22 protein-coding genes are annotated in these 25,078 nt (G+C 36.7%); 15 read left to right on the forward strand and 7 right to left on the reverse strand.

The annotated features are described in order from the left end of the window. Nucleotides 1–57: 57 nt before the first annotated feature. Complete coding sequence (locus IQ247_RS23635) at nucleotides 58–1,596, reverse strand: DEAD/DEAH box helicase (RefSeq protein WP_193923737.1); 1,539 nt, start codon at nucleotides 1,594–1,596, stop codon at nucleotides 58–60. 374 nt (nucleotides 1,597–1,970) lie between these two features. Between IQ247_RS23635 and IQ247_RS23640 the strand changes: the two genes are divergently transcribed. Continuing rightward, on the forward strand, nucleotides 1,971–3,818 hold the full coding sequence (locus IQ247_RS23640; protein ID WP_193923738.1) for a tetratricopeptide repeat protein: 1,848 nt from the start codon (nucleotides 1,971–1,973) through the stop codon (nucleotides 3,816–3,818). A gap of 452 nt (nucleotides 3,819–4,270) precedes the next feature. After that, nucleotides 4,271–5,494, forward strand: a complete 1,224-nt coding sequence (locus IQ247_RS23645) for a serine hydrolase domain-containing protein (protein ID WP_193923739.1) — start codon at nucleotides 4,271–4,273, stop codon at nucleotides 5,492–5,494. A gap of 1 nt (nucleotide 5,495) precedes the next feature. Here IQ247_RS23645 and IQ247_RS23650 read toward each other — a convergent pair whose 3' ends face one another. Further along, nucleotides 5,496–6,701: a sensor histidine kinase gene (locus IQ247_RS23650; RefSeq protein ID WP_193923741.1), complete on the reverse strand. Its 1,206-nt coding sequence runs from the start codon at nucleotides 6,699–6,701 to the stop codon at nucleotides 5,496–5,498. Between the two features lie 177 nt (nucleotides 6,702–6,878). Here IQ247_RS23650 and IQ247_RS23655 point away from each other — a divergent pair, with 177 nt between their 5' ends. Both IQ247_RS23655 and IQ247_RS23660 read left to right on the forward strand, forming a co-directional pair. After that, a complete protein-coding gene (locus IQ247_RS23655) occupies nucleotides 6,879–7,589 on the forward strand; it encodes a response regulator (protein WP_193923743.1) in 711 nt (236 codons plus the stop codon). 39 nt (nucleotides 7,590–7,628) lie between these two features. Beyond that, the gene (locus tag IQ247_RS23660; RefSeq protein WP_193923745.1) at nucleotides 7,629–8,537 is read left to right on the forward strand and encodes a hypothetical protein; all 909 of its coding nucleotides are present in this window, start codon (nucleotides 7,629–7,631) and stop codon (nucleotides 8,535–8,537) included. 23 nt (nucleotides 8,538–8,560) lie between these two features. Here IQ247_RS23660 and IQ247_RS23665 read toward each other — a convergent pair whose 3' ends face one another. Further along, nucleotides 8,561–9,334, reverse strand: a complete 774-nt coding sequence (locus IQ247_RS23665; protein WP_322745563.1) for a DUF429 domain-containing protein — start codon at nucleotides 9,332–9,334, stop codon at nucleotides 8,561–8,563. A gap of 131 nt (nucleotides 9,335–9,465) precedes the next feature. On the opposite strand from IQ247_RS23665, the gene IQ247_RS23670 reads away from it, so the two are divergent. The 3 genes from IQ247_RS23670 to IQ247_RS23680 are packed head-to-tail and all read left to right on the forward strand — an operon-like array spanning nucleotide 9,466 to nucleotide 11,081. Beyond that, nucleotides 9,466–10,371, forward strand: coding sequence for a DUF5996 family protein (locus tag IQ247_RS23670; protein WP_193923747.1), 906 nt, complete (start codon nucleotides 9,466–9,468; stop codon nucleotides 10,369–10,371). Between the two features lie 19 nt (nucleotides 10,372–10,390). Beyond that, nucleotides 10,391–10,699, forward strand: a complete 309-nt coding sequence (locus tag IQ247_RS23675) for a type II toxin-antitoxin system HigB family toxin (RefSeq protein ID WP_193923749.1) — start codon at nucleotides 10,391–10,393, stop codon at nucleotides 10,697–10,699. Next, nucleotides 10,674–11,081 carry a helix-turn-helix domain-containing protein gene (locus IQ247_RS23680; protein ID WP_193923750.1) on the forward strand — a complete coding sequence of 136 codons (408 nt, stop codon included), beginning with the start codon at nucleotides 10,674–10,676 and terminating at the stop codon, nucleotides 11,079–11,081. Before IQ247_RS23675 ends, IQ247_RS23680 begins: the two co-directional genes overlap by 26 nt. A gap of 72 nt (nucleotides 11,082–11,153) precedes the next feature. Here IQ247_RS23680 and pip read toward each other — a convergent pair whose 3' ends face one another. Next, entirely contained in the window at nucleotides 11,154–12,092 is a 939-nt protein-coding gene (pip, locus tag IQ247_RS23685) for a prolyl aminopeptidase (RefSeq protein WP_193923751.1), read from the reverse strand. Nucleotides 12,093–12,419: 327 nt separating this feature from the next. Between pip and trpS the strand changes: the two genes are divergently transcribed. The 4 genes from trpS to IQ247_RS23705 all read left to right on the forward strand — a co-directional run bounded on the left by trpS (nucleotide 12,420) and on the right by IQ247_RS23705 (nucleotide 16,152). Then, nucleotides 12,420–13,442 carry a tryptophan--tRNA ligase gene (trpS, locus tag IQ247_RS23690; protein WP_193923753.1) on the forward strand — a complete coding sequence of 341 codons (1,023 nt, stop codon included), beginning with the start codon at nucleotides 12,420–12,422 and terminating at the stop codon, nucleotides 13,440–13,442. Between the two features lie 61 nt (nucleotides 13,443–13,503). Then, nucleotides 13,504–14,421: a methylenetetrahydrofolate reductase gene (locus IQ247_RS23695; protein ID WP_193923769.1), complete on the forward strand. Its 918-nt coding sequence runs from the start codon at nucleotides 13,504–13,506 to the stop codon at nucleotides 14,419–14,421. A 157-nt stretch (nucleotides 14,422–14,578) separates the two neighbouring features. Beyond that, nucleotides 14,579–15,685 carry a DUF262 domain-containing protein gene (locus IQ247_RS23700; RefSeq protein ID WP_193923755.1) on the forward strand — a complete coding sequence of 369 codons (1,107 nt, stop codon included), beginning with the start codon at nucleotides 14,579–14,581 and terminating at the stop codon, nucleotides 15,683–15,685. Continuing rightward, nucleotides 15,682–16,152, forward strand: coding sequence for an AAA family ATPase (locus IQ247_RS23705; protein WP_193923757.1), 471 nt, complete (start codon nucleotides 15,682–15,684; stop codon nucleotides 16,150–16,152). Before IQ247_RS23700 ends, IQ247_RS23705 begins: the two co-directional genes overlap by 4 nt. A 199-nt stretch (nucleotides 16,153–16,351) precedes the next feature. On the opposite strand, the gene IQ247_RS23710 is transcribed toward IQ247_RS23705, so the two are convergent. From IQ247_RS23710 to IQ247_RS23720, 3 genes are all read right to left on the reverse strand, one after another. Beyond that, the gene (locus IQ247_RS23710; RefSeq protein WP_193923759.1) at nucleotides 16,352–17,530 is read right to left on the reverse strand and encodes a CO2 hydration protein CupB; all 1,179 of its coding nucleotides are present in this window, start codon (nucleotides 17,528–17,530) and stop codon (nucleotides 16,352–16,354) included. A 52-nt stretch (nucleotides 17,531–17,582) separates the two neighbouring features. Next, nucleotides 17,583–19,070 (reverse strand): NADH-quinone oxidoreductase subunit M, encoded by a 1,488-nt coding sequence (locus IQ247_RS23715; RefSeq protein ID WP_193923761.1) that lies wholly within the window; start codon nucleotides 19,068–19,070, stop codon nucleotides 17,583–17,585. A gap of 97 nt (nucleotides 19,071–19,167) precedes the next feature. Next, a complete protein-coding gene (locus IQ247_RS23720) occupies nucleotides 19,168–21,024 on the reverse strand; it encodes an NAD(P)H-quinone oxidoreductase subunit F (protein ID WP_193923762.1) in 1,857 nt (618 codons plus the stop codon). Nucleotides 21,025–21,686: 662 nt separating this feature from the next. Here IQ247_RS23720 and IQ247_RS23725 point away from each other — a divergent pair. From IQ247_RS23725 to ccmM, 4 genes are all read left to right on the forward strand, one after another. Beyond that, on the forward strand, nucleotides 21,687–21,995 hold the full coding sequence (locus tag IQ247_RS23725; RefSeq protein ID WP_010995042.1) for a carbon dioxide-concentrating mechanism protein CcmK: 309 nt from the start codon (nucleotides 21,687–21,689) through the stop codon (nucleotides 21,993–21,995). 362 nt (nucleotides 21,996–22,357) lie between these two features. Then, the gene (locus IQ247_RS23730) at nucleotides 22,358–22,702 is read left to right on the forward strand and encodes a carbon dioxide-concentrating mechanism protein CcmK (RefSeq protein WP_193923763.1); all 345 of its coding nucleotides are present in this window, start codon (nucleotides 22,358–22,360) and stop codon (nucleotides 22,700–22,702) included. 15 nt (nucleotides 22,703–22,717) lie between these two features. Beyond that, nucleotides 22,718–23,017, forward strand: a complete 300-nt coding sequence (ccmL, locus tag IQ247_RS23735; RefSeq protein WP_193923764.1) for a beta-carboxysome shell vertex protein CcmL — start codon at nucleotides 22,718–22,720, stop codon at nucleotides 23,015–23,017. A gap of 162 nt (nucleotides 23,018–23,179) precedes the next feature. Beyond that, a complete protein-coding gene (gene ccmM / locus IQ247_RS23740) occupies nucleotides 23,180–24,940 on the forward strand; it encodes a beta-carboxysome scaffolding protein CcmM (RefSeq protein ID WP_193923766.1) in 1,761 nt (586 codons plus the stop codon). Nucleotides 24,941–25,078 lie beyond the last annotated feature (138 nt).

The raw sequence follows: 25,078 nt of genomic DNA on the forward strand, positions 1-25,078 counted from the left end.
GAGATGGGGGGACAAGGGGATGGGAAGAAATAAATAATAACCATCAACTGTCAACTGTTAACTGTCTTCTTGTTCATCCCAAATATTCATTTGCTTGTGAGGTTTCTTAGTAGAATATTTACCATCCGAAGACTTCTCCGCAGCTTTATAACTTCTTCCTCCACCAGTTCCATAGACAACCTGTAATCCTTCACCTCTAGACTCTGTGCGTCTGGGCGGTTGTTCTTTTTCAACTCCTCTGCGTCTTTCCGAAGTTCTTTCTTCACTGGTATTTTCCGCAATTACTTCGTATAAAATTGCTCGTTTATTTTTCATATTTCCTTTCCTTAACACCCTTCCTAATCTTTGAATGTACTCCCGTGCGGAACCAGTACCAGATAAAATAATTGCAATACTCGCAGCTGGAACATCTACACCTTCATTTAATACATGGGAAGCAACTAAAGATTTATATTCACCTTCCTTAAATTTAGTTAGTATTTCATGTCTTTCCTTTACCGGAGTTTGATGAGTGATTGCAGGAATTAAAAACTCTTGGGAAATTCGATAAACAGTCAGATTATCAGCCGTAAAAATTAATATTCTTTCTGAATAATGTTTTGTTAATAAATCAGTTAAAATTCTAATTTTTCCATCAGTACCCAAAGCGATTTCCTTGGCTTCACGATGGGCTAACATGGCACGTCTACCAGATTGCGATCGCGCACTCATTTGGACAAATTTTTGCCAACCTTGAATGCTTCCCAAGGATATTTTAGAATCTTTTAAAAAATTGTTGCGGGTTTGGATCAATTCGTTATATCTTTCTCGTTCTTTGTGGGATAATTTAACTTTAATTTGGACAATTTCGTGTTCTGCTAAAGCTTTTCCCGCTAAATCTTCGGTTCTTTTACGATATACTTCCCTACCAATAAGATAATTCAAATCAGCGTGTTTTCCATCGGTTCGTTCTGGTGTTGCACTCAATCCTAAACGATAAGGTGCAATAGAAAATTCCGCGATAACCTTATTAAAATCTGTTGGTAAATGATGACACTCATCAAAAATTATCAAAGCATATTGATTTCCCAAGGTTTCGGCATGAATAGCTGCACTATCATAAGTAGAAACTAGTATAGGGGTTCTATCCCGTGAACCACCACCGAGTAAACCTATTTTGACATCGGGGAAAGCAGCTTCTAAATGAGCATACCACTGATGCATTAAATCCAAAGTTGGTACGACAATCAACGTTGTGCGTGGTGTAGATTCCATCGCTAACTGTGCTAAATAAGTCTTCCCGGCTGCGGTGGGAAGCACCACAACACCTTGTCTTTTGGCTAACTTCCAAGCCTTTAAAGCTTCAGTTTGATGGGGATAAGGTTCCATTACTAAACCTGGATTCATTTCTACAGGATAAAATGCTTTAGCCTCATCCACAAAATCCGTTGATTCCGCTTGCAGTGCTTCCACCAAACGGCGATATTCAATAGCTTTAATGCGGAATTTTTCTACTCTATCATCCCATGTAGCAAAATCCATCCATGCTCGACCCCGTGGTGGTGGATGTAAAATTAATGTACCGCGATTAAATGTAAGTTTGGGTGTGCGAACCATTTAGAGTTTTCCCAACTCTTTGATACTTTTATTAATAACCCATAATGGTGCATAAATAATCACCACAATCAAAATTACATTCCAATAAATGCGTCAACTATTCAGAATAATTACAGACATATCCTACAAAAAATGTTTATTATCTAACTTTATTAGCTATACAAATACTGATTTATTTCCGACTTAATACTCCATGCATAATGTTTCTTGTTGTAACGAATAAAAAAATAATTGCCAGAAATAAGACAAATAAAAAGCTGAAAACCTAACAAAATCAATTTTTAACAATCGGAAATTCCAAATTGGTTAGCCATCTAGTTAATTAACAATTACAATTAGAAGTAATAAACACGTTGATTATAATAATTATTAAAGTGTCTGAATCTGTGCCATTACGGGATAAATATCTAGCCTTAATCGATGAAATTGTCCAAGCTACCCTCAAAGGTAAAATTAGTTCTCAAGGACAAGTGTATCAAATGCTGCTTAAGGGTATTTCCGTGGGGACGGGAGAAGTATTTGAATTAGTCTTGAGCGAAAATTTGGATTCTAATCAGCGACAAGTGGATGGTGAAACTGATGAATTAAAAAAAGCTAAGATAACCCGTAGTTTAAGAGCATTAAAAACGATTCAAACTCAATGGAAACGAGTAGAAGAACAAAATAAGGCGACAGAATCAATTTTATCTGCTGTCAGGGAAATTACCACAGCACCAGAGAATGAACGCTTAACGATATTTTTGCGCGTTACCGATCCTAATAGTAAACAACCTTTAAATCAAAAACAACTCCAACAGTTGGCGAAATCACTACAGCAAAATGTGGAGACTTTTAACTTAAAATCTTTAGAGGAATTTTCTCAAGGTATCGCTCGCGGGATTAGTTCGTGGGAGAAAGTGCAACAGCATTTGATCAGCTGGATGTATGAACAAAATCGTTCGTCGATCGGATTTGGTGGAGTATCCGAAGAAAGCGGCCCTTGGACAACTTGGGCAAAACAAGTTGATGGAGAGTTTACCAAGGAATTATTTCGTATTTTAGCCAAACAACAATCTCCAGTAGAATTTGCACGCAGTCAACGGATTTTTAATCTGAGTGATTGGGTTGAATTAACTTTAATTTTACAATTTTTACAGCGAGGATTAGTTAATTGGTTTGACCAACAAGCTTACAATGTCAAAGCCGGTTCAAACTTATCAATTTCAACTTATTTAACCTTTGCTGTAATTTGGAGTCAGTTAGGAAATGGTTTTGGTGCCGATACTTCCTATGGTAGTGCTGCATGGCAAATAGTGTTACAAATATTGCGTAACTTTTCACAAAGACCTTATTTTCCTTTATATGGTGGAATCGTTGCTTCTTTTTCAGGTAATTATTTAAAAGATGCACTTTCCTATTTAGATGAACCCTTACGAAGAGTTGAGGGAACTCAGGAAAAAGCGAGAATTTTGACAATTTTGGGTTATTCTCAAAGAGCATTAGGACAATATGAAAGTTCGGTGAATTTTCATCAACAAGCTTTAGAAATAGCCCGGAATTTTGGAGATAGAGCTTGTGAAGTGGCGAATTTAAATCATCTGAGTCGTAGTTATGTTGAGCAAAAAAATTATTCGGAAGCGATAAATAATTCTCAACGTGCTTTAATATTAAGCAGACAAACTGGGGATAAAATTTCTGAAGCAAATGCTTTAGCCAATTTGGGTTACAGTGAAGTCATGCAGGCTAATTTGTCGTCAGCAGAATCAGAAACTTATGAGATGGCAATAAATTATCTGCAACAAGGTTTGAATTTGTCAGAAAAGTTGGGTGATTTACAAAGTAAAGCTTTATGTTTGAGTAGTTTGGGTATTGCTTATTTAGTCACAGAGAAACCCGCAGATGCAATTAAACATTTAGAAGAAGGTTTTAAGACTGCACAAACTTCTGGAGATTTGTATTTACAGAGTTTAAATTTAACTAATTTAGCCGAAGCAAATTATAGTTTAGCTAGTTTTGAAAGAGCGATTTACACAGCTTCATTAGGAATGTATATACTCAATCAAATTGGTTCACAAGAATGGTATAAACCAGCTAAATTACTATCAACTTTACAAAATCAGTTGGGAGAATCGGTTTTTAAAAACTTATTAGGGAATAATCGTCCTAAGATAATTACTTTTATTGGAGTTGATGGATACGATTATATTCCGCAGTTGATTGAAGAGTATAGAAATAATTCGTAATTAAATAGACATCTCCGACAAAGAATGTAGAGACGCTCATAGTATCGCGTCTCTACAAGCGTTTGGATTGAATATAGATTCTTCAACTTAATTATCAGTTATCTTGAATAACTCTTACTTTGGGTTACTCCACGTTATTCTTAGCATACCTTTGCGTTAAAATCTTTAATCTTAATGAAATTGCTCACAACCATTAGGTGACTTTGTAATTAGATTCCGTTTACTCTAAAAGTGTATTAGTTGTAATGGTAATCTACTCCAATACTACTCGGTTAAGGGAAATTGTAGGTTGGGTTGAGCGACAGCGAAACCCAACAAAAGAGGGATAAATGTTGGGTTGTGCCTTCGGCACACCTACGGCGAACGTTCCTCAACCCAACCTACACATTTTTGGATTTTTAGGCTTAACCGAGCAGTATTCTAATCTACTCTAGATATTAATCAGGAGAAATATGAAACCTATCTACATAACAGCAATTTCAATTAGTTATGCAGCAACTATAATTTTAGGTACAACACAACTCCAAGCCAATACCTTTAATCGTAATCAAAATATTACTCTTTCTCAACGTCATATTTTAGACAAACGTTTTATAAATAAAAAAATAAATCATAAATCTGTATCTCCAGAAGTCGCTGATAAGCTGCAAACAGCCCTTGATAAAACTATAGAAAAAGATGGCGTAGGTGCATCTGTAAAAATAATCAATCCTTTAGGAAAATGGGTTACGACTAGCGGAGTTTCTAACTTAGAAACCCAAACTCCAATACAAGCAGAAGATAAATTTCAAATTGGTAGTATTACTAAAACATTTACCGCAGTAGTAGTATTAAAGTTAGCCGAAGAGGGTAAATTATCATTGGATGATACTTTAGAAAAATGGCTACCCGAAATTGCTCAAAATATTCCCGATGGTAATAATATTACAATTCGTCAATTATTAAATGGTAGTAGCGGTATTTACGATGTGATAGAAAATATTAATACCCCACTTTATCAAGAAATTCTTAAAAATCCTCGAAGAGAATGGAAGCCAGAAGAATTAATTGTATATGCTGATGGAAAAGAACGTCAAGAATGGGCATATCCTAACACGGGTTTTTTTATAGCGGGAATGATAATTGAAAAGGCTACAAATTCAACCATTGCAACAGAAATTAGACGTTTAATCAGTGAACCATTAGGTTTAACAAACACCTTCTTTTATACAGAAGAAATACCTGGAAAATTAGTAAAAGGTTATATAGATATTCCTCCTGGTGATGGTAAACTCGATGATGTTAGTTTTGTAAATATTTCCTTTACTGGTGCTGCTGGAGGATTAATTTCTAATCCTGAAGATGTGACAAAGTTTTTTCAAGCATTGCTGGGTGGAAAATTACTTAAACGTCATTCTTTTAAAGAGATGTTTACTTTTATAGATACCAAAGAAACAAATATTAATCGTCGTTATGGATTAGGAATTCAACTTGTCGAAGCAGAAACTTCTGAACTTGGAAAGTTTACTTTTATTGGTCATGGTGGTACTATTCCTTCTGGATTTGGTGCGGGTATGTGGGTATATCCAGAATTTGGTGTGCAGTTAGTTTATTCTGAAAATAAACAGCCTGGAAGTAATATTCCGTTAACGATATTAGAAACTTTATCTCAATTTAATTCCCTGGAAAAAACGTAATTTAACAAAACGGAATTAACACTTGAATATGAGTACCTTTCATTTCCTTGCTGTTAATAATCATCTCTCCTGCTAAAACATCTACACGCTCTTGCATTCCTTTTAAACCAAAACCAGTATGAGGAGAATCGAGATTAAAACCTTTACCGTTATCAATAATTTCCAGAACTATATTATTAAACTTGGTTTCTCCCCGCAAAATAACTTTAGATGCTGATGCGTGTTTTTGAATATTAGTCAATCCTTCTTTAGCAATACAATACAATTGATGGGCAGTTTGTAATGGTAGATTTGGTAATTTGATTTCCAAAGAAATTTGTAAACTTTGACTTTGTTGTACCTGTTCAATTAAAGTTTGTAAAGCCTCATTCAAATTAAAAGTAGAATCACGCATTGTACGTACAGCACGTCTTACTTCTACCAAACATTGAGAAGAAAGTTGTTTGCAAGTCTCCAGAGCTTGTAAAGCGTTTTCCGGTTGACGTTTTGCTAATGTATTCGCTAATTCTAACTGTACATCCAGAGTAGTTAAGGAATGTCCTAAAGAATCATGAATATCACGAGCAATACGGTGTCTTTCTAACTTCGATGCTAAAGCTTCTACTTCCTGAGCTAATTTTTCCGCTTTTCTCCGGCTTTTTTGTTCAGCACGTGCAATGTAACAAAACATCATCACGAAAACACATACAACCAAATAGTAACCGATACCAACAACTAAATTTACGGGAATCATGTATTCCAGAACATATATATCATTGAAATGCTTGAGTGCATACTCTTTGACTCCATCAAATCGATAAATAAAGTTAGCAACGGATAAACCATTCCAAGCCATGCAACTAGCAATAACTGTAAATAATACATCTTTCCTAGTTAACAAAAAACAGCTTTTACCAATGTAAAAATATACTAATAAATCAATATCCCAACCCATCATGATAGTTGGAAGAATTAATAGCATTTCCACTAATATATAAATTCTTCTTTGCCATAAGGGACGCTCTATAGGAAATATAAAACTTAATAAAGTACATCCAGCTAAAGAAAAAAATACCATGACAGCAGGAATAAGCGGTTGGGGATATTTGGGATAATCAAAGTAAATTGGTAGTGCGATCAGAAATAAGACAAGCAACAACAGCACAATTAAAATCGTCCATTCTACATACCGTAAAGCTTTAGGTAGAGAAATTGTCTGATTATTCATGATTTTACCTGCAACAAAATCATTAACATCCCATCACAAAATATCCTATGTCAGATAACAGAAAAGATGATATGACTTTAGTAATGTATTCAAATGACTTTATCTAGATATTTTTTAAACGTTGATTGGTTAATCTACCAATAGTTAACAGTTTTGTACTATCCATACTTAATCCTTATGGTAAATATAAGAGATACACATACAACTGAAATATCAAGTAAAGCATCCTTAACAATCTTATTAATTGATTTTAACGAGATGTTTTTGAGTGGAACAATTGGAATTTTAAACTCTCAATACGCTGATATAAAAATTTTGACAGCGCAAACATCTCATATGGGGATTGAACAAATTGAATTATTCAAACCAGACTTGGTAATCATGGATATAATGCTTCCCAAAAAACTTGGAGGAACAGCAAAAATAAATACAGGGATGCAACTGCTGATTTATCTAATGAATAACCATCCGCAAACTAATATCGTTGTTTATAGCGAGTATATTCAAAGTTTGGTGAGGATAAAATCCGAAATTAATAGTTATCAAAAAGGCTTTGTTGCTGCGGATAAAAACCTTTCAAGCACAGAGATTATGGCGCGAATAAATTGGTCATTACAAGGATTAACTCATATCAAAGATATTCAAAAAATTAGTGATAATTTGGAACTCAAACCTGAGTGGTTAAGATTGCTGAATTTAGCATTTGGGGAAGCATTACAAGATAAAGCTATAGCCCAAGATATTTGTGTTTCAGAAAGAATGGTGCGTAACTATTGGCATCGATTACAACAAATTCTCGGTATTGATAGTGAAGAACTCAAAAGTCAAGGGAAAAATCTTAGAATTGTTACTTTAAAGAGAGCTAGAGAAGCAGGTTTAATTGATTAATTTTAATTTGAAATATCCACTTAATTAACATTTAAAGCCATGAACAAACTAAATTCGATAAAACTGATTTTATTTTCTTTGTTTTTACTAAATTTAGCCATTCTAATTCCCAGTTACGTTACAGTCGCACAGCCTGCAAATAATCAGGATGAAATGATTCCTAGAAAGATTGTAGAGAGATTATTAAGACTGAATAGAGTTGATTATTATAGAGGAGGAAGAAGCCAACTTTTAATCGGAAAAGTACCGGATAATTTACCAGTAGAAATTCCTCAGCCTGCTCAAGCTGAAATTTTAGGAAGTATTAAACGCAGTGAAGATTATTATGAAATAGCATTAGACATACCGCAATCAGCGACACAAGTCAAATCCTTCTATGAAAATCAGTTAACACAGAAGGGATGGAAACAACAAGAAGATATGTCTCCAAAGCGAGCTTTTGCAACATCAATAACTCAGATAGATGAAAATTTAAATTATTGTAAATCAGAAAAAGGTCCTGCATTACAGTTGAATCTTAACCAATCAGAAGATACTTTCACAGAAGTTAGTATTTCTTTAAATACCAATCAATCTGACTCTACTTGTAGATATTTAATCCGGGGTTTACCCTTTAGTTTTACCAAAACTCCGATATTAAAACCACCAGCAAATACCACAGTTATTCCCAAACCAATTGGAGGTTTTAGCAGTGAATTTTCTAATTCTATGGCAACTTTAGAATCTCAATTAACTCTGGAACAATTACATCAACATTATATGAATCAGATGCAACAAGCTGGTTGGCAAAAAATAGCTGATACCAAAAATATTCAAACTACTTTAAGTATGTGGTCATTGAAAGATAAAGACAACAATAATTGGCAAGGAATCATGACTATTAAACCTATTGAAGGTAATCAGAAACAATATTTAGCAAATTTGATTATTATGCAAGATAAATTGTAAACTGAATTTGAGTTTCTATTTCTTCATAATTCCACCCGATGAGGAATTACAATATAACCAGTATTTTCATCACCTAATACTAAATTTCGTTGTTCTCCCCAATACCACCAATAAGCTGCCACATAAGCACAAATAACGCTATCAAGTTTGTCTTCTGCTGCTTTGAGGGCTATACCTGTTTTAGGAATAGAAGTAATAAATAAACCGCAGAGACGCTGAGTACGCAGAGGAGGATGAAGAGTTGGTAAGATATCCCTAATGTAATTGTACAATTTGGTTAGTTCAAGATGGCGATCGCTAATTCTGCCTTTCTTATATTTGAGAATACGTTGTAATCCGAAAAGGTTAACGATAGCGGGGTGTGGAAACACTTCAATTTGATATCTACCAAGCTTTTGGGGTTGTATAGTCGGAGCATGGAGATAACCGCGAGATTCCAGCTCTAAACCAAAATTAACCGTGCGTTGAGCAAAAGCTAAACCGAGATTAGCAGGATAACATCCAGCATGATATTTACCAAAATGTTTGTGAGTCAGTTTATCGGGTAAACGACTTCCAGTAGCATTGGGGATAAGAGTTGGTGCATCTACAGCAATAATTGCACTTTCCGGAGCTTTGACGCAATTATCAACCCAATCGAAAATATCGACAATCCCATCCTTTCTATCTAAATCTTGTAATTCCAACTTTCCATCAATTAATTCTAAATAACATAAGCCACTTGGTTGCGATTTCCAACCCAAATCAATACCGATAAATTTCATTTTTTGCACCTGAATATAGGCTGATTTTCGCATTTTTCTGACTTCTAAATGATGCTAAAAATTATCAAAAACTCCGCGTTACTTTGCGTTTACCTTTGCGTTCCTCTGCGTTAAAAAACTAAAACCATGAGAAAATATCCTCAACCCCTACCTCACACATCATAATGTCCACCAACATCGAAATTTTCCCATCACTACCATCCAAATCTTGGCAAGAAACGTCCACAACCCTACATCTATGGACGCAGGTAATCGGTAAAATCCGTATGCAATTAACTCCACTAATCAATCATTGGTGGAATGTCACCCTCTACGTCACCTCACGAGGACTAACCACTTCTCCCATTCCCTACGAAACCCGCAGCTTTCAAATAGATTTCGATTTTATCGCTCACGAACTTTGTATTTCTACCTCTGACGGACAACGTAGTACATTCGCTTTAAAACCCTTTTCCGTTGCCGAATTTTACCAAAAAACAATCCACACCTTAGCATCCCTTGATATTAAAGTAAAAATATCGACAATGCCTCAAGAAATATCCAACCCCATTCGCTTTGAGGAAGACACAAAACACGCATCCTACGACCCCGAATACGTACATAGATTTTGGCAAATATTAGCCCAAACTAACCGTATATTTACAGAATTTCGTTCCCGCTTCATCGGTAAAGTTAGCCCCACACACTTCTTCTGGGGAAGCTTCGACTTAGCTCTCACCCGCTTTTCCGGACGCATTGCACCCAAGCATCCCGGAGCCTCTGGAGTAGCCGATTTTATCACCCATGAAGCATATTCTCACGAAGTCAGCAGTTGTGGATTTTGGCCAGGTGGAGGTGGTGTCGAACCATTTTTCTATTCCTATGCTTACCCGGAACCCGAAGGTTTCAAAGATTACCCAATCAAGCCAGAAGCAGCTTATTACCACCAAGATATACAAGAATTCGTTCTACCCTTAGAAGCATTAAGAATATCAGATTCCCCCGCACAAACCTTATTATCCTTCCTACAAAGCACCTACGAAGCAGCAGCAGTACTCGGTAAATGGGATAGGGAAGCATTGGAACGTTAGAAACTAACAGTTAAATTAAATGCGTGTTATTACTAAAAGAGCGCTGAGAGAATTCTGGGAGAAGCACTCAAACGCTCAGGCTGGTCTTATATTATGGTATCAGCGCATATCTGATTCTAATTTCAAAAACTTCAATGATATACGTCAGTTATTTCACTCGGCAGATTTAGTTAAGAATTTTACCGTTTTTAATATTAGCGGTAATAATTATAGGCTAATTACCTATATAGACTATGAATATCAAATAATATTTATTCGCGCTGTACTTACTCACGCTGAATACGATAAGGAAAACTGGAAAAATGACGACTGGTTTGAAAACTCCTAGTAGCTATTACATTGAATTAATCATTACCTTTCCTCCGCGTCCAATTACTAATGAAGAGGAATTAAAAGCTACTCAAAACCGAATTAATTCTATACTAGATAAAAAAAATATTACAAAAGATGATAGAGACTACCTAAAAGTATTAAGTACGCTGGTTTATGATTACGAAAATCAACATGAAGCAATACCAATTTTAAAAGGAGTTACTCTGATCAAGGCATTGTTAGAAGAATCTTCACTCCTATCCCAAGATTTAATTCCTATTTGCAAAAGTGAATCAAGAGTTTTAGATATTTTAAATGGTAAAAGTCAACTTACTGAAAGTGAGATAGAACAGTTAGCTGATTTTTTCAAGATGTCTCCCAGTTACTTCTTGGAATAGGGTAAACGAATTTTTTTGAAACGCAAAGTATCGCAGAGGTAAACGCAGAGGAACACAGAGGAACACAGAGGTTTAAAAGCTATCGGTTGCATTAATCAAAGCTGTTTGAATACCCGGTTCGCTCATGGAATGTCCGGCATCGGGAACTACAATAAATTCAGCTTCTGACCAAACTTTGTGTAATTCCCAAGCTGATATCATCGGACAAACTATATCGTATCTGCCCTGAACAATTACAGCGGGAATATGGCGGATTTTATCAACATTTAAAAGTAATTGGTCTTCTTGTTCAAAAAACCCTTTATTGACAAAATAATGACATTCAATTCTGGCAAAAGCATCTGCAAAAGCACTTTCACCAAAGGTTTGCATTAAAGATTTATCTAAAAATAATTTACTGGTACTTGCTTCCCAAATTGACCAAGCTTTTGCTGCATCTAACCTAATTTTTTTATCTTCACTAGTCAATCTTTGGTAATAAGCAGTTAATAAATTATCTCTTTCTTCTGGGGGAATTGGCTTTAAATATTCCTCCCAAGCATCGGGAAAAATATTACTCGCACCTTCTTGATAAAACCAATATAATTCTTTTTGACGTAGCATAAAAATACCGCGTAAAATCAAACCGTTGCAACGCTGTGGATGAGTTTGACTGTAAGCTAAAGAAAGAGTACTTCCCCAACTTCCACCAAATACAACCCACTGATCTATTCTTAAATGTTCGCGTAATTTTTCAATATCACCGACTAAATCCCAAGTTGTATTTTCGCCTAATTCTGCATGAGGAGTACTTTTACCACAACCTCTTTGATCGAACATGATTACACGCCATTTTTCCGGATTAAAATATTGACGATAAAAACTTGGACATCCACCACCAGGACCACCATGTAATACTACAATTGGTTTACCCTGGGGATTTCCCGATTCTTCAAAATGAATTGTATGTAAATCAGAAACTTGTAATTTACCTTCTTGATAAGCAACTCTGGGTGGATATAGTTCGCGCATAATAAACAGTAAGCAGTGAACAGTTAGCACTTAGCAGTTACGAAATTTATTTGGGAGGTTTTAGTCCTCTAAGCTGATGTGCAGTTAAATTGTATAAGACGAAAATATGTAATTATTATTAATTATTGTAATGTGGGCATTTACCTGCGTCCGATATAAAATTTATGCTCCAATTGTTAGCGCAGCGTCACAGAACGTCATAAACTATAACTAAAAGCGGACTGATGGGTTGCTTTGTTCATCCCGCATCATAGATAACACCACTACTAAATTTTTACTGCTTACTATTCACTATTCACTATTCACTACTCACTGATTCAAAAATTTATGGGTAAGCAACGAGTTTTTTCTGGAGTTCAACCAACTGGTAATCTACATTTAGGTAATTATTTAGGAGCTATTCGCAATTGGGTAGAAATTCAAAATCAGTATAAAGAGCAATACGAAAATTATTTTTGTATCGTTGATTTACACGCTATTACTGTACCACAAGACCCGAAAGCTCTTGCAGCAAACACTTATCATTTAGCGGCGGTTTACCTAGCCTGCGGGCTGGATTTAAATTATTCTAGTATTTTCGTACAGTCTCACGTTTCTGCTCACAGCGAATTAACTTGGTTATTTAACTGTATCACGCCTCTCAACTGGTTGGAAGATATGGTTCAGTACAAGGAAAAAGCTATTAAGCAGGGTGAAAATGTCAATGTGGGATTATTAGATTATCCCGTACTCATGGCTGCTGATATTTTGCTGTATCAAGCTGATAAAGTTCCTGTAGGCGAAGACCAAAAACAACACTTAGAATTAACGAGAGATATTGTTAATAGATTTAATCATCAATTCGCCAAACCCGATAAACCCATATTAAAATTACCAGAACCTTTGATTCGTAAAGAAGGGGCAAGGGTAATGAGTTTGACTGACGGTACTAAGAAAATGTCAAAATCCGATCCTTCAGAATTAAGTCGGATTAATTTGACAGATACCCCTGCGGAAATTACCAAGAAAATCAAACGTTGTAAAACTGATACCCTGCGCGGTTTAGAATTTGATAATCCCCAACGTCCCGAATGTAATAACTTATTAACTTTGTATATGCTGCTTTCCGGTAAAACTAAACCAGAAGTTGCAGCAGAATGTCAGGATATGGGATGGGGACAATTTAAGCCCTTATTAGCAGAAACTGCTGTTAATGCTCTAGAACCCATCCAAAACAAATATCAAGCCGTAATGGACGATAAAGCTTATCTAGAACAGGTTTTACGCGATGGTAGGGAAAAAGCCGAGGCGATCGCCAACCAAACTTTAAAACAAGTAAAATCAGCATTAGGTTTCTCCATACCTTTTTAAGCTTTCCAACGGAGAGTCAGATGTGATAGAGCTGTACCAAGTATCGAAATATCTCAATGTTATGCTTGGTACGCTAAATTCAACTCAATTAACAACATTTCGTACGTCAGCAAACCACGGTGAATTTTTAATCACTGCTGAAGTCGCACCACCGAAAGGTGGTAATCCACAACACATGGTAGAAATGGCGGCGACTCTTAAGGGGAGAGTTCATGCCGTCAATATCACCGACGGTAGCCGCGCAGTGTTACGGATGTCTTCCTTAGCAGCGTCTGTAATTTTACAACAACAGGGAATCGAGCCGATATGTCAAATGGCTTGTCGAGATCGAAACCGGATTGGTTTACAAAGTGACTTGATGGGCGCTCATGCTTTAGGTATCCGTAATATTTTAGCTTTGACCGGCGACCCTGTAAAAGCAGGAGACCATCCCGACGCTAAAAGCGTGTTTGATCTAGAGTCAGTACGCTTGCTGCAATTAATCGGGAAACTCAACAACGGCTTGGATAGTAACGATAAACCCTTAACCGACGGAGCCACCGATTTATTTGTTGGTGCTGCGGTAGATCCACAATGTCGCAGTTGGAGCGGTTTACAAAAGCGATTTGAGCGCAAATTAGCAGCAGGAGCGCAATTTTTTCAAAGTCAAATGATTACAGATTTTGAAATTTTGGATAAATTTATGACTCAAATAGCCGCAGGTTGTAACAAACCAATTTTAGCAGGAATTTTTCTATTAAAGTCAGCAAAAAATGCTCGGTTTATCAATAAATGTGTTCCTGGCGTTGAAATTCCCGGTCATATAATTGATAGATTAGAGCAAGCTAAAAATCCTTTAGAAGAAGGAATGAAAATAGCCGCCGAACAAGTACAAATTGCTCAACAATTGTGTCAAGGAGTGCATATGATGGCAGTGAAACGCGAAGATTTGATAGTACCAATATTGGATATGGCAGGAGTGAAAGCAGTTAAGATTTAGATAACTCCGTTAAAATTTGGCTTGTAATACATTTTATGGAGCTACTGCCTCTAGTTTATACTGGAGGTAGAGCTTTAATTAATTGGTTAAATACTGGAGAATCGAAATAATAAAAGTATATTTTCCAAAAAACTCTATTATTTAAGGAGTAAATCTGATGACAGAAGCAGATACGTTAGATACCGAATCATTAGATGAAGAAGAACCAGAAGAAAAACGTAAATTTAATTACGATCCAGAAAAAATAAGCATTGTTACTAAGGAACCAACTATTGATATATTATTAAGGCGAATTGATGAAGATGCCCTTAATTTAGCACCCGATTTTCAGCGTCAAGCAGGTATCTGGAATTTAGAAGCTAAAAGCCGTTTAATTGAATCTATTCTTATTAGAATTCCATTACCAGCTTTTTACATTGATGCTACAAATGAAGAAGAATGGTTAGTTGTGGATGGTTTGCAAAGATTATCTACTCTAAAACAATTTGTGATTGATAAAAGTTTTAATTTGACTGGGTTAGAATACCTAATTGAGTTAGAAGGAAAAACCTACGATGAATTAGAGCGTAGATATCAGAGACGTATAGAAGAAACTCAAGTTACAGTTTATCTTATCGCAAAAGGTACGCCTATTGAAGTTAAATATAATATCTTTAAACGTATTAATACAGGGGGTATACCTCTTTCTAATCAAGAATTACGCCATGCTCTTAATCCAGGACTAGCAACAAAATTTCTCGAAAAACTTGCGAATTTAAAAGAATTTATACGTCTTGTTCAACTTGGTGAATCTCGTAAAAAGCGAATGGATGACCGGGAATTCATACTTGGGTTCCTAGCTTTTAAGCTGACCTCTTATACAGAATATCAAGATGGCGATCGCGATACATTCCTTAATGAAGGGTTAGTCAAGGCAAATAAATTATCAGAAGCAGAATTAAATAAGATAGAAGAAGATTTTAAAAAATCAATGATTGCGGCATTTGATATTTTTGGTGATAATGCATTTCGTAAATTATCGAATAAAAATAAAAGAAAATTTCCGTTAAATAAAGCATTATTTGAAACTTGGTCGGTAAATCTTAGTGAACTGAACGAGCAAGAATTAAAAAAACTAATGATTAATAAAAAAGAATTAATAAAGAAGTTTATTAATTTATCAGATAATAATAAAGAGTTTCTTGAATCTATCTCTCAAGCTGCAAATAAAATTGAGTATCGATTTAACACTATAGAAAAAATTATTAAGGAAGTATTATTATGATTCGTTGGCTGCGATTGATCAACTTTAAAGCTTTTGAGAATCAACTGTTTGAATTCAGACCGCTAACTTTATTCTCTGGTTTAAATAGCACTGGTAAATCTTCTGTGCTGCAATCATTATTGCTTCTGCGTCAATCCCATCAGCAGGAATTATTAGAAGAATTGGGTTTAGCATTAAATGGAGATTTAGTAAGAATTGGTAATGCTCAAGATGCATTCTGCGAAAGTGCACAAGAAGACTATATAGAGTTTGAAATCATTTGTGAAAATGGAATAAAAGGAATATGGCGTTTCAATTATGAATTAGATAAAAAAGAAACTGACTTACTAGATTTAGACTTTTCCTCATCAACAAAGCCTGATAACTCAATTTATCAATCAAGTATTTTTAATAAAAATTTCCACTATCTTCAAGCCGAAAGAATTGGTCCACGGCTAGTTAATGAAATGTCAGAACTGCTTACATAACGCATTCTGTTTGCCTCATCATCATAAAAAACTTACGGTAGTAAGGATGCATTTGTATTTTGTTCGGTCATAAATTGAAAGTTTCATTAAAAAAAATGACAGGCGAAATACCCATCAAAAAAATACTTGATCTACAAACAAAAGATTTTAGATTTTGACCTTTAACCTCTAACCTTTAACCTTTAACCTTTAACCTTCTCTACATCCATTTCGGTAAAACCACCTCACAAGTTATAGGCTGTTCATTTACAACTTTCAACTGTGAATTAATAAACCGATCCATCCAATTTTGCAAATAAATTCGATTAGCATCTTGCTCGGAAGGGTTGCTAGTATCTGCTGGATAAGGCATTAATCCTATAATTGCAGCAGTGGTAACACAGTACATTGATTTTTGAAAACTTTTACAAATTTGCACCCGTAAATCGTCTTCTCCGCGACGAGTTTGACGATAAATATTGTGTAAATATTCGGGTAAATAGTGACGCATATCCTGCATTAATAATGTCGGAGGAATACCAGCACCACCAATTGGTAAAGGATCTGCGTACAATGCACCATATTGAAATCTTCCTTGGTCTGGAGGAATTTGATAAGCTTGGGCATTGTAAGAAACTGTACCGTGAAAAGGTGTTCCTCGGAAGAAAACTGCTTCTACATAAGGTACTGCTGTATCCATTAAAAAAGTTAAACCAGCTTTTTGGGGAATTATGTCGTAAACTTTATCCCGAATTTTTACAGCATAGGTAATAGGATTATTCGCATTTGCCACCAAAGCTTCTTTTACATGATCTACAACTTGAGCAATTGATGTAATTTTACCTTTATCATAGAGGTCTGATAAACTCATAAATGCATCAGACATGACGCGCCAAAATTGACCTAAACCGCTGTAGTAACAACAAACTCTTAACTGTTCAAATAAAAATTCTGGAAACAGTTGATTAACACCCAAAACTAAAGGATTATTTTGAAACTTGGCATTAATAACTGCTTGCCCTAAGCGTCTAAACTCTTTTGAATCTACATATTCATCTAATCCACCACCACCGTGCCACATCATTGATTTCATGCAGTATTCGGCGTATTCGTAATTGATTCTATCGTGTTGCCAGTGACGTAGTAATTTTTGAAAATTAATTTCGCCGTTAAAATATTTAAAAAACGGAAAGAATACTAAAAATTGATTTTCGGCAAAATATATCAAATTATTTGAATAAGCATCTAAAACAATACCGTAACTGTGAAGAACCCCGACGACTTCAATTAAATTTTCTGGACTATCTGGAAGTAATGCTTCTCCATTCAATAGACGTTCGATATATTCAGCTAAAGGATGATTTGTAGGTATATTTTTTTTAGTAGCAGTTCCCACCATCAGACTTCTCCTGTTAATTGGTAATTGGTAATTGGTAATTGGTAATTGATTCTTACTTATTAAAAGACACGTTCACAATCTGATTTTGTGCATTCATCATCACGTTAGTTGTTGATTGAGTCCAACGGATTAGCCAATTTGGTTGAATACCAAAAATTACGATTAAGACTGCTAAAACTATAGCTGGTATCCTATCTGACCAATACACACGGGGTAAGTTAGTTACTTGTTCGGATAAGCGTCCGAAAAAGGCTTTACTCATCAAAATTAAGAAGTAAACGGCAGTTAAGCCGGTTCCAATCATGCATAGTAAAGTTTGGATCGGGAAAACTGCAAAACTACCCCGAAATACAATAAACTCTGCAATAAATCCTACCATTCCTGGTATCCCAGCACTTGCCATTACTCCCAAAACCATCAAACTACCAATTAAAGGTAAGCCTCTTTCGGGATTTAACAATCCTTGAACAACATCCAAATCGCGACTACCTGCTTTTTTATAAATTACCCCTACGAGCAAAAACAGCAGCGCTGAAATTAAACCATGGCTAACCATTTGCATGACGATACCTAATATGCTTAAAGGTGTCGCTGCTGCTGCACCTAAAAGAATGTATCCCATATGTGCGACAGAACTATAAGCTACCATTTTTTTCATGTCTTTTTGGGCGATCGCACAAGATGCACCGTACAGCACGCTAACTACAGCCCAAGTTGCCAGCCAAGGACTTAAATATATCCAAGCGGATGGTAACAAATACATCCCAAAACGGAGCATACCGTAAGTTCCTAATTTCAACAGCACCCCAGCCAGCAAAACGGAAATCGGTGTAGAAGCTTCGACGTGAGCATCCGGCAACCAGGTATGCAGGGGAACTAAGGGAATTTTAATCCCGAAACCGATTAAAATCCCTACTAACAGTAAGATTTGTGTCGCTAAGGGTATAGAATTTGTTTGTAAGCTGTCTAAACTAAAACTAGAACTACCACTCAGCCAAACTAAGCCCAGAAAACTGGCTAAAACCACAATTCCAGAAACAGCAGTATAAATCAAAAACTTGGTTGCTGCATAACCCCGGCGCTCTCCACCCCATATAGCAATCAGCAAATACAGGGGAATCAATTCCAATTCATAAAATAGGAAAAATAGCAGTAAATCTTGAGATAAAAACGCTCCCGTAACTCCGGTATTAAGCAGCAGCAACAAAGAATAATACAATCGATGTCGCGCTATAGATGTCTCACTGGTATAAATAGCTATTCCAGTTAACAATGCATTTAATATCAACAGAGGTAAAGATAAACCATCAATTCCAATATGATAATTCAATCCCAATACATCTATCCAAGGGATGAATTCACCAAATTGTTGATTAATTTCGCCCAAATTAAACTGACTAGCTAACACCAACGTCCACAAAAAAGCAGTAGTAGCAATAGTCAAAGCTATTCCACGGGAAATTTTTGGTGTGATACCAAAAGGCAAAAATCCAATCACAGCCGCACCTAAGAGCGGTAGCAAAATTAAAATACTAAGCATAAAAAGAGTTGATAGTTGACAGTGGACAGTTGACAGTTGAGAGTTACTAATTGTTTATTACCAACCTTTAACCTTGAACCTTTGACCTTTAACCTGATTAAAACGGTAAATTATTAAGTAATCCTAAAGACCAGCTAATAAATAAGCCGATTAAACTGACTCCAAACACGATAGTCAGCAAATAACCTTGAGAACGTCCGGAAATGCTGTATTTTAAACCTTGTCCGCTGAAAATAGCTGCAAAACCAACTAAATTTACTAATCCATCCACTAAATAGCGATCGCTCCAAGCGGAAATTTTGGATAGCAACCCAACAGCACTGACTATGGTCACTCGATAAATACGGTCTATGTAAAAGTCGTATCCCAATAAATCTTGGATAAATCTCCAACTTAATACTGTTGACCTAGACCAAGCTTTATGCAGATAAATAGTAGAACCGATAATCACTCCTATTAAGCTTGAAGATACTAATGCAGTTAATACATACCAATTGATACTTTCCCAAGTTGGTAACAAGTACCATTGCTGAAGCATCATTGGTACTAACAAAGTAACCACAGTTAGGGATACCATTGGTAATGCCATCGGCCAATGCACTTCAGGAGTTCGTCGGGTTTTTTGTTGTGGTTCTCCCCAAAAGGCTAATCTAAATACCCTTGTCAAATTTAAGGCTGTCAAACCATTTACTATGATTAAAATCCCAATTACCCAAGGACTAGTAACATAAAAACCATCAGCCCATGAAAGCATTGCCCAAAAGCTTCCCAAGGGTAATAGCGTTACCATACCAGCCGCGCCAACAATAAAAGCTGTAGTAGTTGCAGGCATCCGCGACCATAACCCGCCCATTTCGGTGATATCTTGAGTCTGGGTAGTATAAATCACCGAACCGGCACTCATGAATAATAAAGCTTTGGCGATCGCGTGAGTAAACAACAATAACAATGCCACAGCGCCTTGTTCCATACCTGCTGCGACAAACACTAAACCCATGTATGCACTGGTGGAATGAGATAAAGTTCGCTTGATGTCTATCTGGGCTATGGAAACTAAACTCGCACCAATGGCTGTCATTGTACCGATAATTAATAAAGCATTTAAGGCTATTGGTGATAACGCTAAAATGGGTTCGAGTTTGTAAAGTACATAAGCACCACCAGCAACTACCAAGGAATTTCGTAAGACTGAAGCTGGGTTCGGACCTTCCATTGCTTCATCTAACCACAAATGCAGGGGGAACTGAGCGCATTTCCCAGCAGGTCCGGCAATTAATGCTAAACCGAGTAAAGTTGATGTTAAGGGATTTAATTGTGCTGTTTGCGCCCATTTGTATAAGTCGGAGAAATCCCAACTACCTGCCATGGTACCTATAGCTACCACCCCCATCAACAACAATAAATCTCCTACCCGCTTAGTGAAAAATGCATCTCGCGCTGCTGTAACTACCAACGGTTGAGCGTACCAAAATCCAACTAACAGGTAAGTTGAGAGAGTTAAAACTTCTAATACCATGTAGCTGAGTAACAAAGAATCGCTGATAGCTAAAGCACTCAACGCTGCTTCAAAAAAGCCCATCAAAGCAAAAAATCTTGCTGTTGCCCAATCTTTTTCGAGATAACCTAAAGCATAAATTTGTGCTAATAAACTCAATCCGGCAACTAAAACTGTCGCACCAAAACTTACTGACGATATATCTAATGCAAAAGAGATATTTAAATCGGCGGCTGTAAACCAATTTAAAACAATAGTTTCTGGTTCCCTGTTCCAAATCTCTTTAAATACGAATACACTATGAAAAAAAGCTAAACCTGTTGTTAATAAATTCAAATAAGCTGCTGGTCTTGGTCCGGTACGCTTAATTAATCCCGTTGCCCAGGGTAAAGTTAACAACGCACCCACTAATCCATATAAGGGCAAACACCAAGTTGTTGAAAATAGAAACTCATTCATTCAAATTTACCACTATAAATACTCTTTAAATAGTCTTTAAGAAATTTTCCTATTTCTTTTAATACTCTAATCTAATCAATCAGATAAAATATCGATTCATTTTTTCTCATCTGACACTTTTCACAAATTACTTGACAAAAGAATCAAATTGTATTCTCAATATCTCACTCTTATTTGAATATTTTTTTGATGAGTAATGTTTATTTATTGTTTCAGTTTTCTTAATTCAAAAACCTAGAATAATATGTCTGATAAGAAATTTTTATATCTCCTTGATATTTTTTTTGCACCAATGGTTATGCATTCAGAAAGTAGGCTCTAGAACTGTTTGAGACTAAAGTCATTCTTCCCTATGTCAAATTTAGGCTTCGATGAAAGCGCTTTGGGCAAATGTGATAAAAAAAGTATAAAGCAGAAGTGTCTACTCTAGAAACCGTAAACTTCGATTGAGTAGTGAGTAATTGTAGACCCTCAATCAAAGATATGTTAAGTTTTTTAAAATCCTTTGATTACAAACTATTATAGTAATTTATATTGCAATGGGTGCAAAGCTTTCATATGCTTAATTTGGGGGAAGTTTTTTTTCAGCTTTTAAATGAGCATACCCGTCAAAAAAAGTCTTCGTAGAGTCATAAATTTAGTAAAGTTGTTGGAGTCAGTAAATGCCTATAGCAGTTGGAATGATTGAAACTAAGGGATTTCCCGCAGTAGTAGAAGCAGCGGATGCGATGGTGAAAGCCGCTCGCGTTACCTTAGTAGGTTACGAAAAAATCGGTAGCGCTCGTGTAACTGTAATCGTGCGGGGAGATGTATCTGAGGTACAAGCTTCAGTTGCAGCAGGTATCGAAGCTGCAAGACGGGTAAACGGTGGTGAAGTTGTTTCCACCCATATTATTGCCCGTCCCCATGAAAACTTGGAATATGTTCTACCAATTAGATATACCGAAGCAGTGGAACAATTCCGAACTTAAAGACTATTAATAATTTGAGATGCCTAAATATTGGATTTATTTGGGGAAAAAATAACCAATTGTTAAAAAATCTAGTCGTCATTTAACACTAATACAGGAACCTAGAAAATCAACCCTTGTAATCAAACCTACTATTGACGCACAGGGTAATGCAGGTTGTAAGATAACTTTTGCAGCTTGAGAAAAGTTTCTCTCTAGGTCTTTCCTAAATTAACTAGATATATTCGGTTAAATCTGAGTGGGGAATTTAGCAGCGCTACAGGAGTACTATAGGTTTACGACTAACTAGACAAATTAAAGATGCCCATTTGTTTACAACATGGGGAAAGTCAATTTAGGAAATTTTTTGAGGATAGAAAGTAATGTCAATTGCAGTTGGAATGGTAGAAACTCTGGGTTTTCCAGCAGTAGTAGAAGCAGCGGATGCGATGGTAAAGGCTGCTCGCGTCACCTTGGTTGGATATGAAAAAATCGGTACAGGTCGCGTTACCGTTATTGTTAGAGGAGACGTATCAGAAGTTCAAGCTTCAGTTGGAGCAGGAGTTGATTCTGTGAAGCGAGTGAATGGGGGACAAGTATTGTCTACTCATATCATCGCTCGTCCCCACGAAAACCTAGAATACGTTTTACCAATTAGATATACCGAAGATGTAGAGCAATTCCGGGAAAACGTGAATGCAATTCGTCCTTATGGTGGAAGACCGTAATATCCTAGGAAAGGAATGCAAATTGCCAGAGTTCGCGGAACAGTATCTAGCACGCAAAAAGATCCAAGTCTTAGAGGAGTGAAACTGCTGTTATTGCAGTTAATAGATGAAGAAGGACGCATCCAGCCAGAATACGAAGTTGCGGCAGATACCGTTGGTGCGGGAGTTGATGAATGGGTACTCATCAGTCGTGGTAGTGCTGCACGTCAAATTTATGGCAACGAACAGCGTCCAATCGATGCAGCAGTAGTAGCGATAATTGATACAGTTTATGTTGAAAATCGCTTAATTTACAGCAAAAAAGAACAATATTAACAATTAGTTGTGAGTAGATAGTTGTTAGTGGTTAGTAGATAGTTGTTAGTAGATAGTGGAGTGGTTAATAAAAAAACTCATAACTCATAACTCCGGTGGTACTAACTCCGGTGGTACTAACTCTTAACTAATAAAAAAACGCATTTAAGGAGAAACGACGCTATGAGAGTCCGCAGTATGGCGGCTCCCCCAACCCCATGGTCTAAGAATTTGGCAGAACCGCAAATTCACCAAACTGCTTTTGTTCATTCGTCTTCCAATATTATTGGAGATATTGAAATTAGTGCGAATGTAATTATTGCTCCAGGGATTTCGGTGCGAGCAGATGAGGGGTCGCCATTTTATATAGGTGAAAATACTAATATTCAAGATGGTGTTGTTATACACGGATTAGAAAGAGGTCGTGTACTGGGGGATAACAACAAAGAATACTCGGTATGGATAGGTAAAGACAGTTGTATTACCCATATGTCTTTGATTCACGGACCATGTTATGTGGGTAATAACTGCTTTATCGGTTTTCGTTCCACAGTATTTAATGCCAAAGTGGGCGATGGTTGTATCGTGATGATGCACGCCTTAATCCAAGATGTCGAAATCCCTCCCGGTAAATACGTACCTTCTGGGGCTGTGATTACCAGTCAACACCAAGCTGACCGTTTGTCAGATGTAAATCCACAGGATCAAGAATTTGCTCATCATGTAGTAGGAGTCAATCAGGCACTGAGAGTGGGTTATCTTTGTGCCGAAGATAGTAAGTGTATTGCAGAAATTCGTCAAAAAATAGACATATATAATACAAACGAAGATAAAGGCTTAGAAAGGAGTATTGAAGTGTATAACAATGGTTTGGATACTCAAACAGTAGAGCAAGTGCGCTATCTGTTAGAGCAAGGGTTTAAAATTGGTACCGAACACGTAGATAGTAGACGTTTTCGCACTGGTTCTTGGCATAGCTGTCAACCGATTGAAGCCAGAAGCGTAGGTGAAGCAGTATCAGCCTTAGAAGGCTGTATGAGTGAACACCAAGGCGAATACGTGCGTTTATTTGGAATCGATGCCAAGCAGAAAAAACGGGTATTAGAAACCATCATTCAACGTCCAGATGGTTCGACAAAACCAACTATAATCTCAACCTACAGCGCTCCTGCAACCAGTAGTAATGGTAGTTATAGCAGTAGTGGTTCAAGCAATGGTGGTCGCAACAGTAGCTATAGTAATGGAAATTCCAGCAGTGGTAGTTCTCAATTAGATAGCGAGACAATCGACCAAATCCGTAACCTGCTCTCAGGAGGTTACAGAATTGGTATGGAACACGTTGATAGCAGACGCTTCCGTACAGGTTCCTGGCAAAGCTGTAGCCCAATTGAAACAAAAAATCTCAATGAGGCTATTTCTGCTTTAGAAGAATGTATGAGAAGTCATGGAGGCGAGTATGTGCGCCTAATTGGTATTGACACCAAAGCGAAACGCCGGATACTAGAAAGCATTATTCAACGTCCTGATGGTTCTGGTGGTACTGCATCCAACGGTAACGGTAGTTCATATAAGACTGATACGAGTAAGAGAGATACAAATTTCAATTACGCCTCTACTTCGAGTTCTAGTCCCGTAAAAAGTTACGGTACGGCGAGTGGTGGTACCGCAACCCTTACCAATACTCAATTAAGTACCGAAGTTTTAGAAGAAGTTCGACACCTGTTGCATGGCGGTTATAAAATCAGTGCCGAACACGTAGACAACCGTCGTTTCCGTACAGGTTCTTGGTCAAGTTGCGGACAAATAGATTCAACAAACGAAAGAGAAGTACTAGGTATCCTCGAATCTTATCTGGCAGAATATCCAGGAGAATACGTCCGCTTGATTGGTATCGATCCGAAAGCCAAGCGTCGCGTAGTCGAAAACATTATTCAACGTCCGTAATCAAAATTGGGATTTTGGGTTAGGGGATAGGAGTTAGGAGTTAGGAGTTAGGAGTTAGGAGTGAGGAGTTAGGAGTTAGGAATGAGGAGTTAGGAGTTAGGAGTTAGGAGTGAGGAGTTATTTACCCCCCCATCCCCC

The sequence above is a fragment of the Plectonema cf. radiosum LEGE 06105 genome (assembly GCF_015207665.1).
GTDB lineage: Bacteria > Cyanobacteriota > Cyanobacteriia > Cyanobacteriales > Nostocaceae > Rivularia > Rivularia radiosa_A.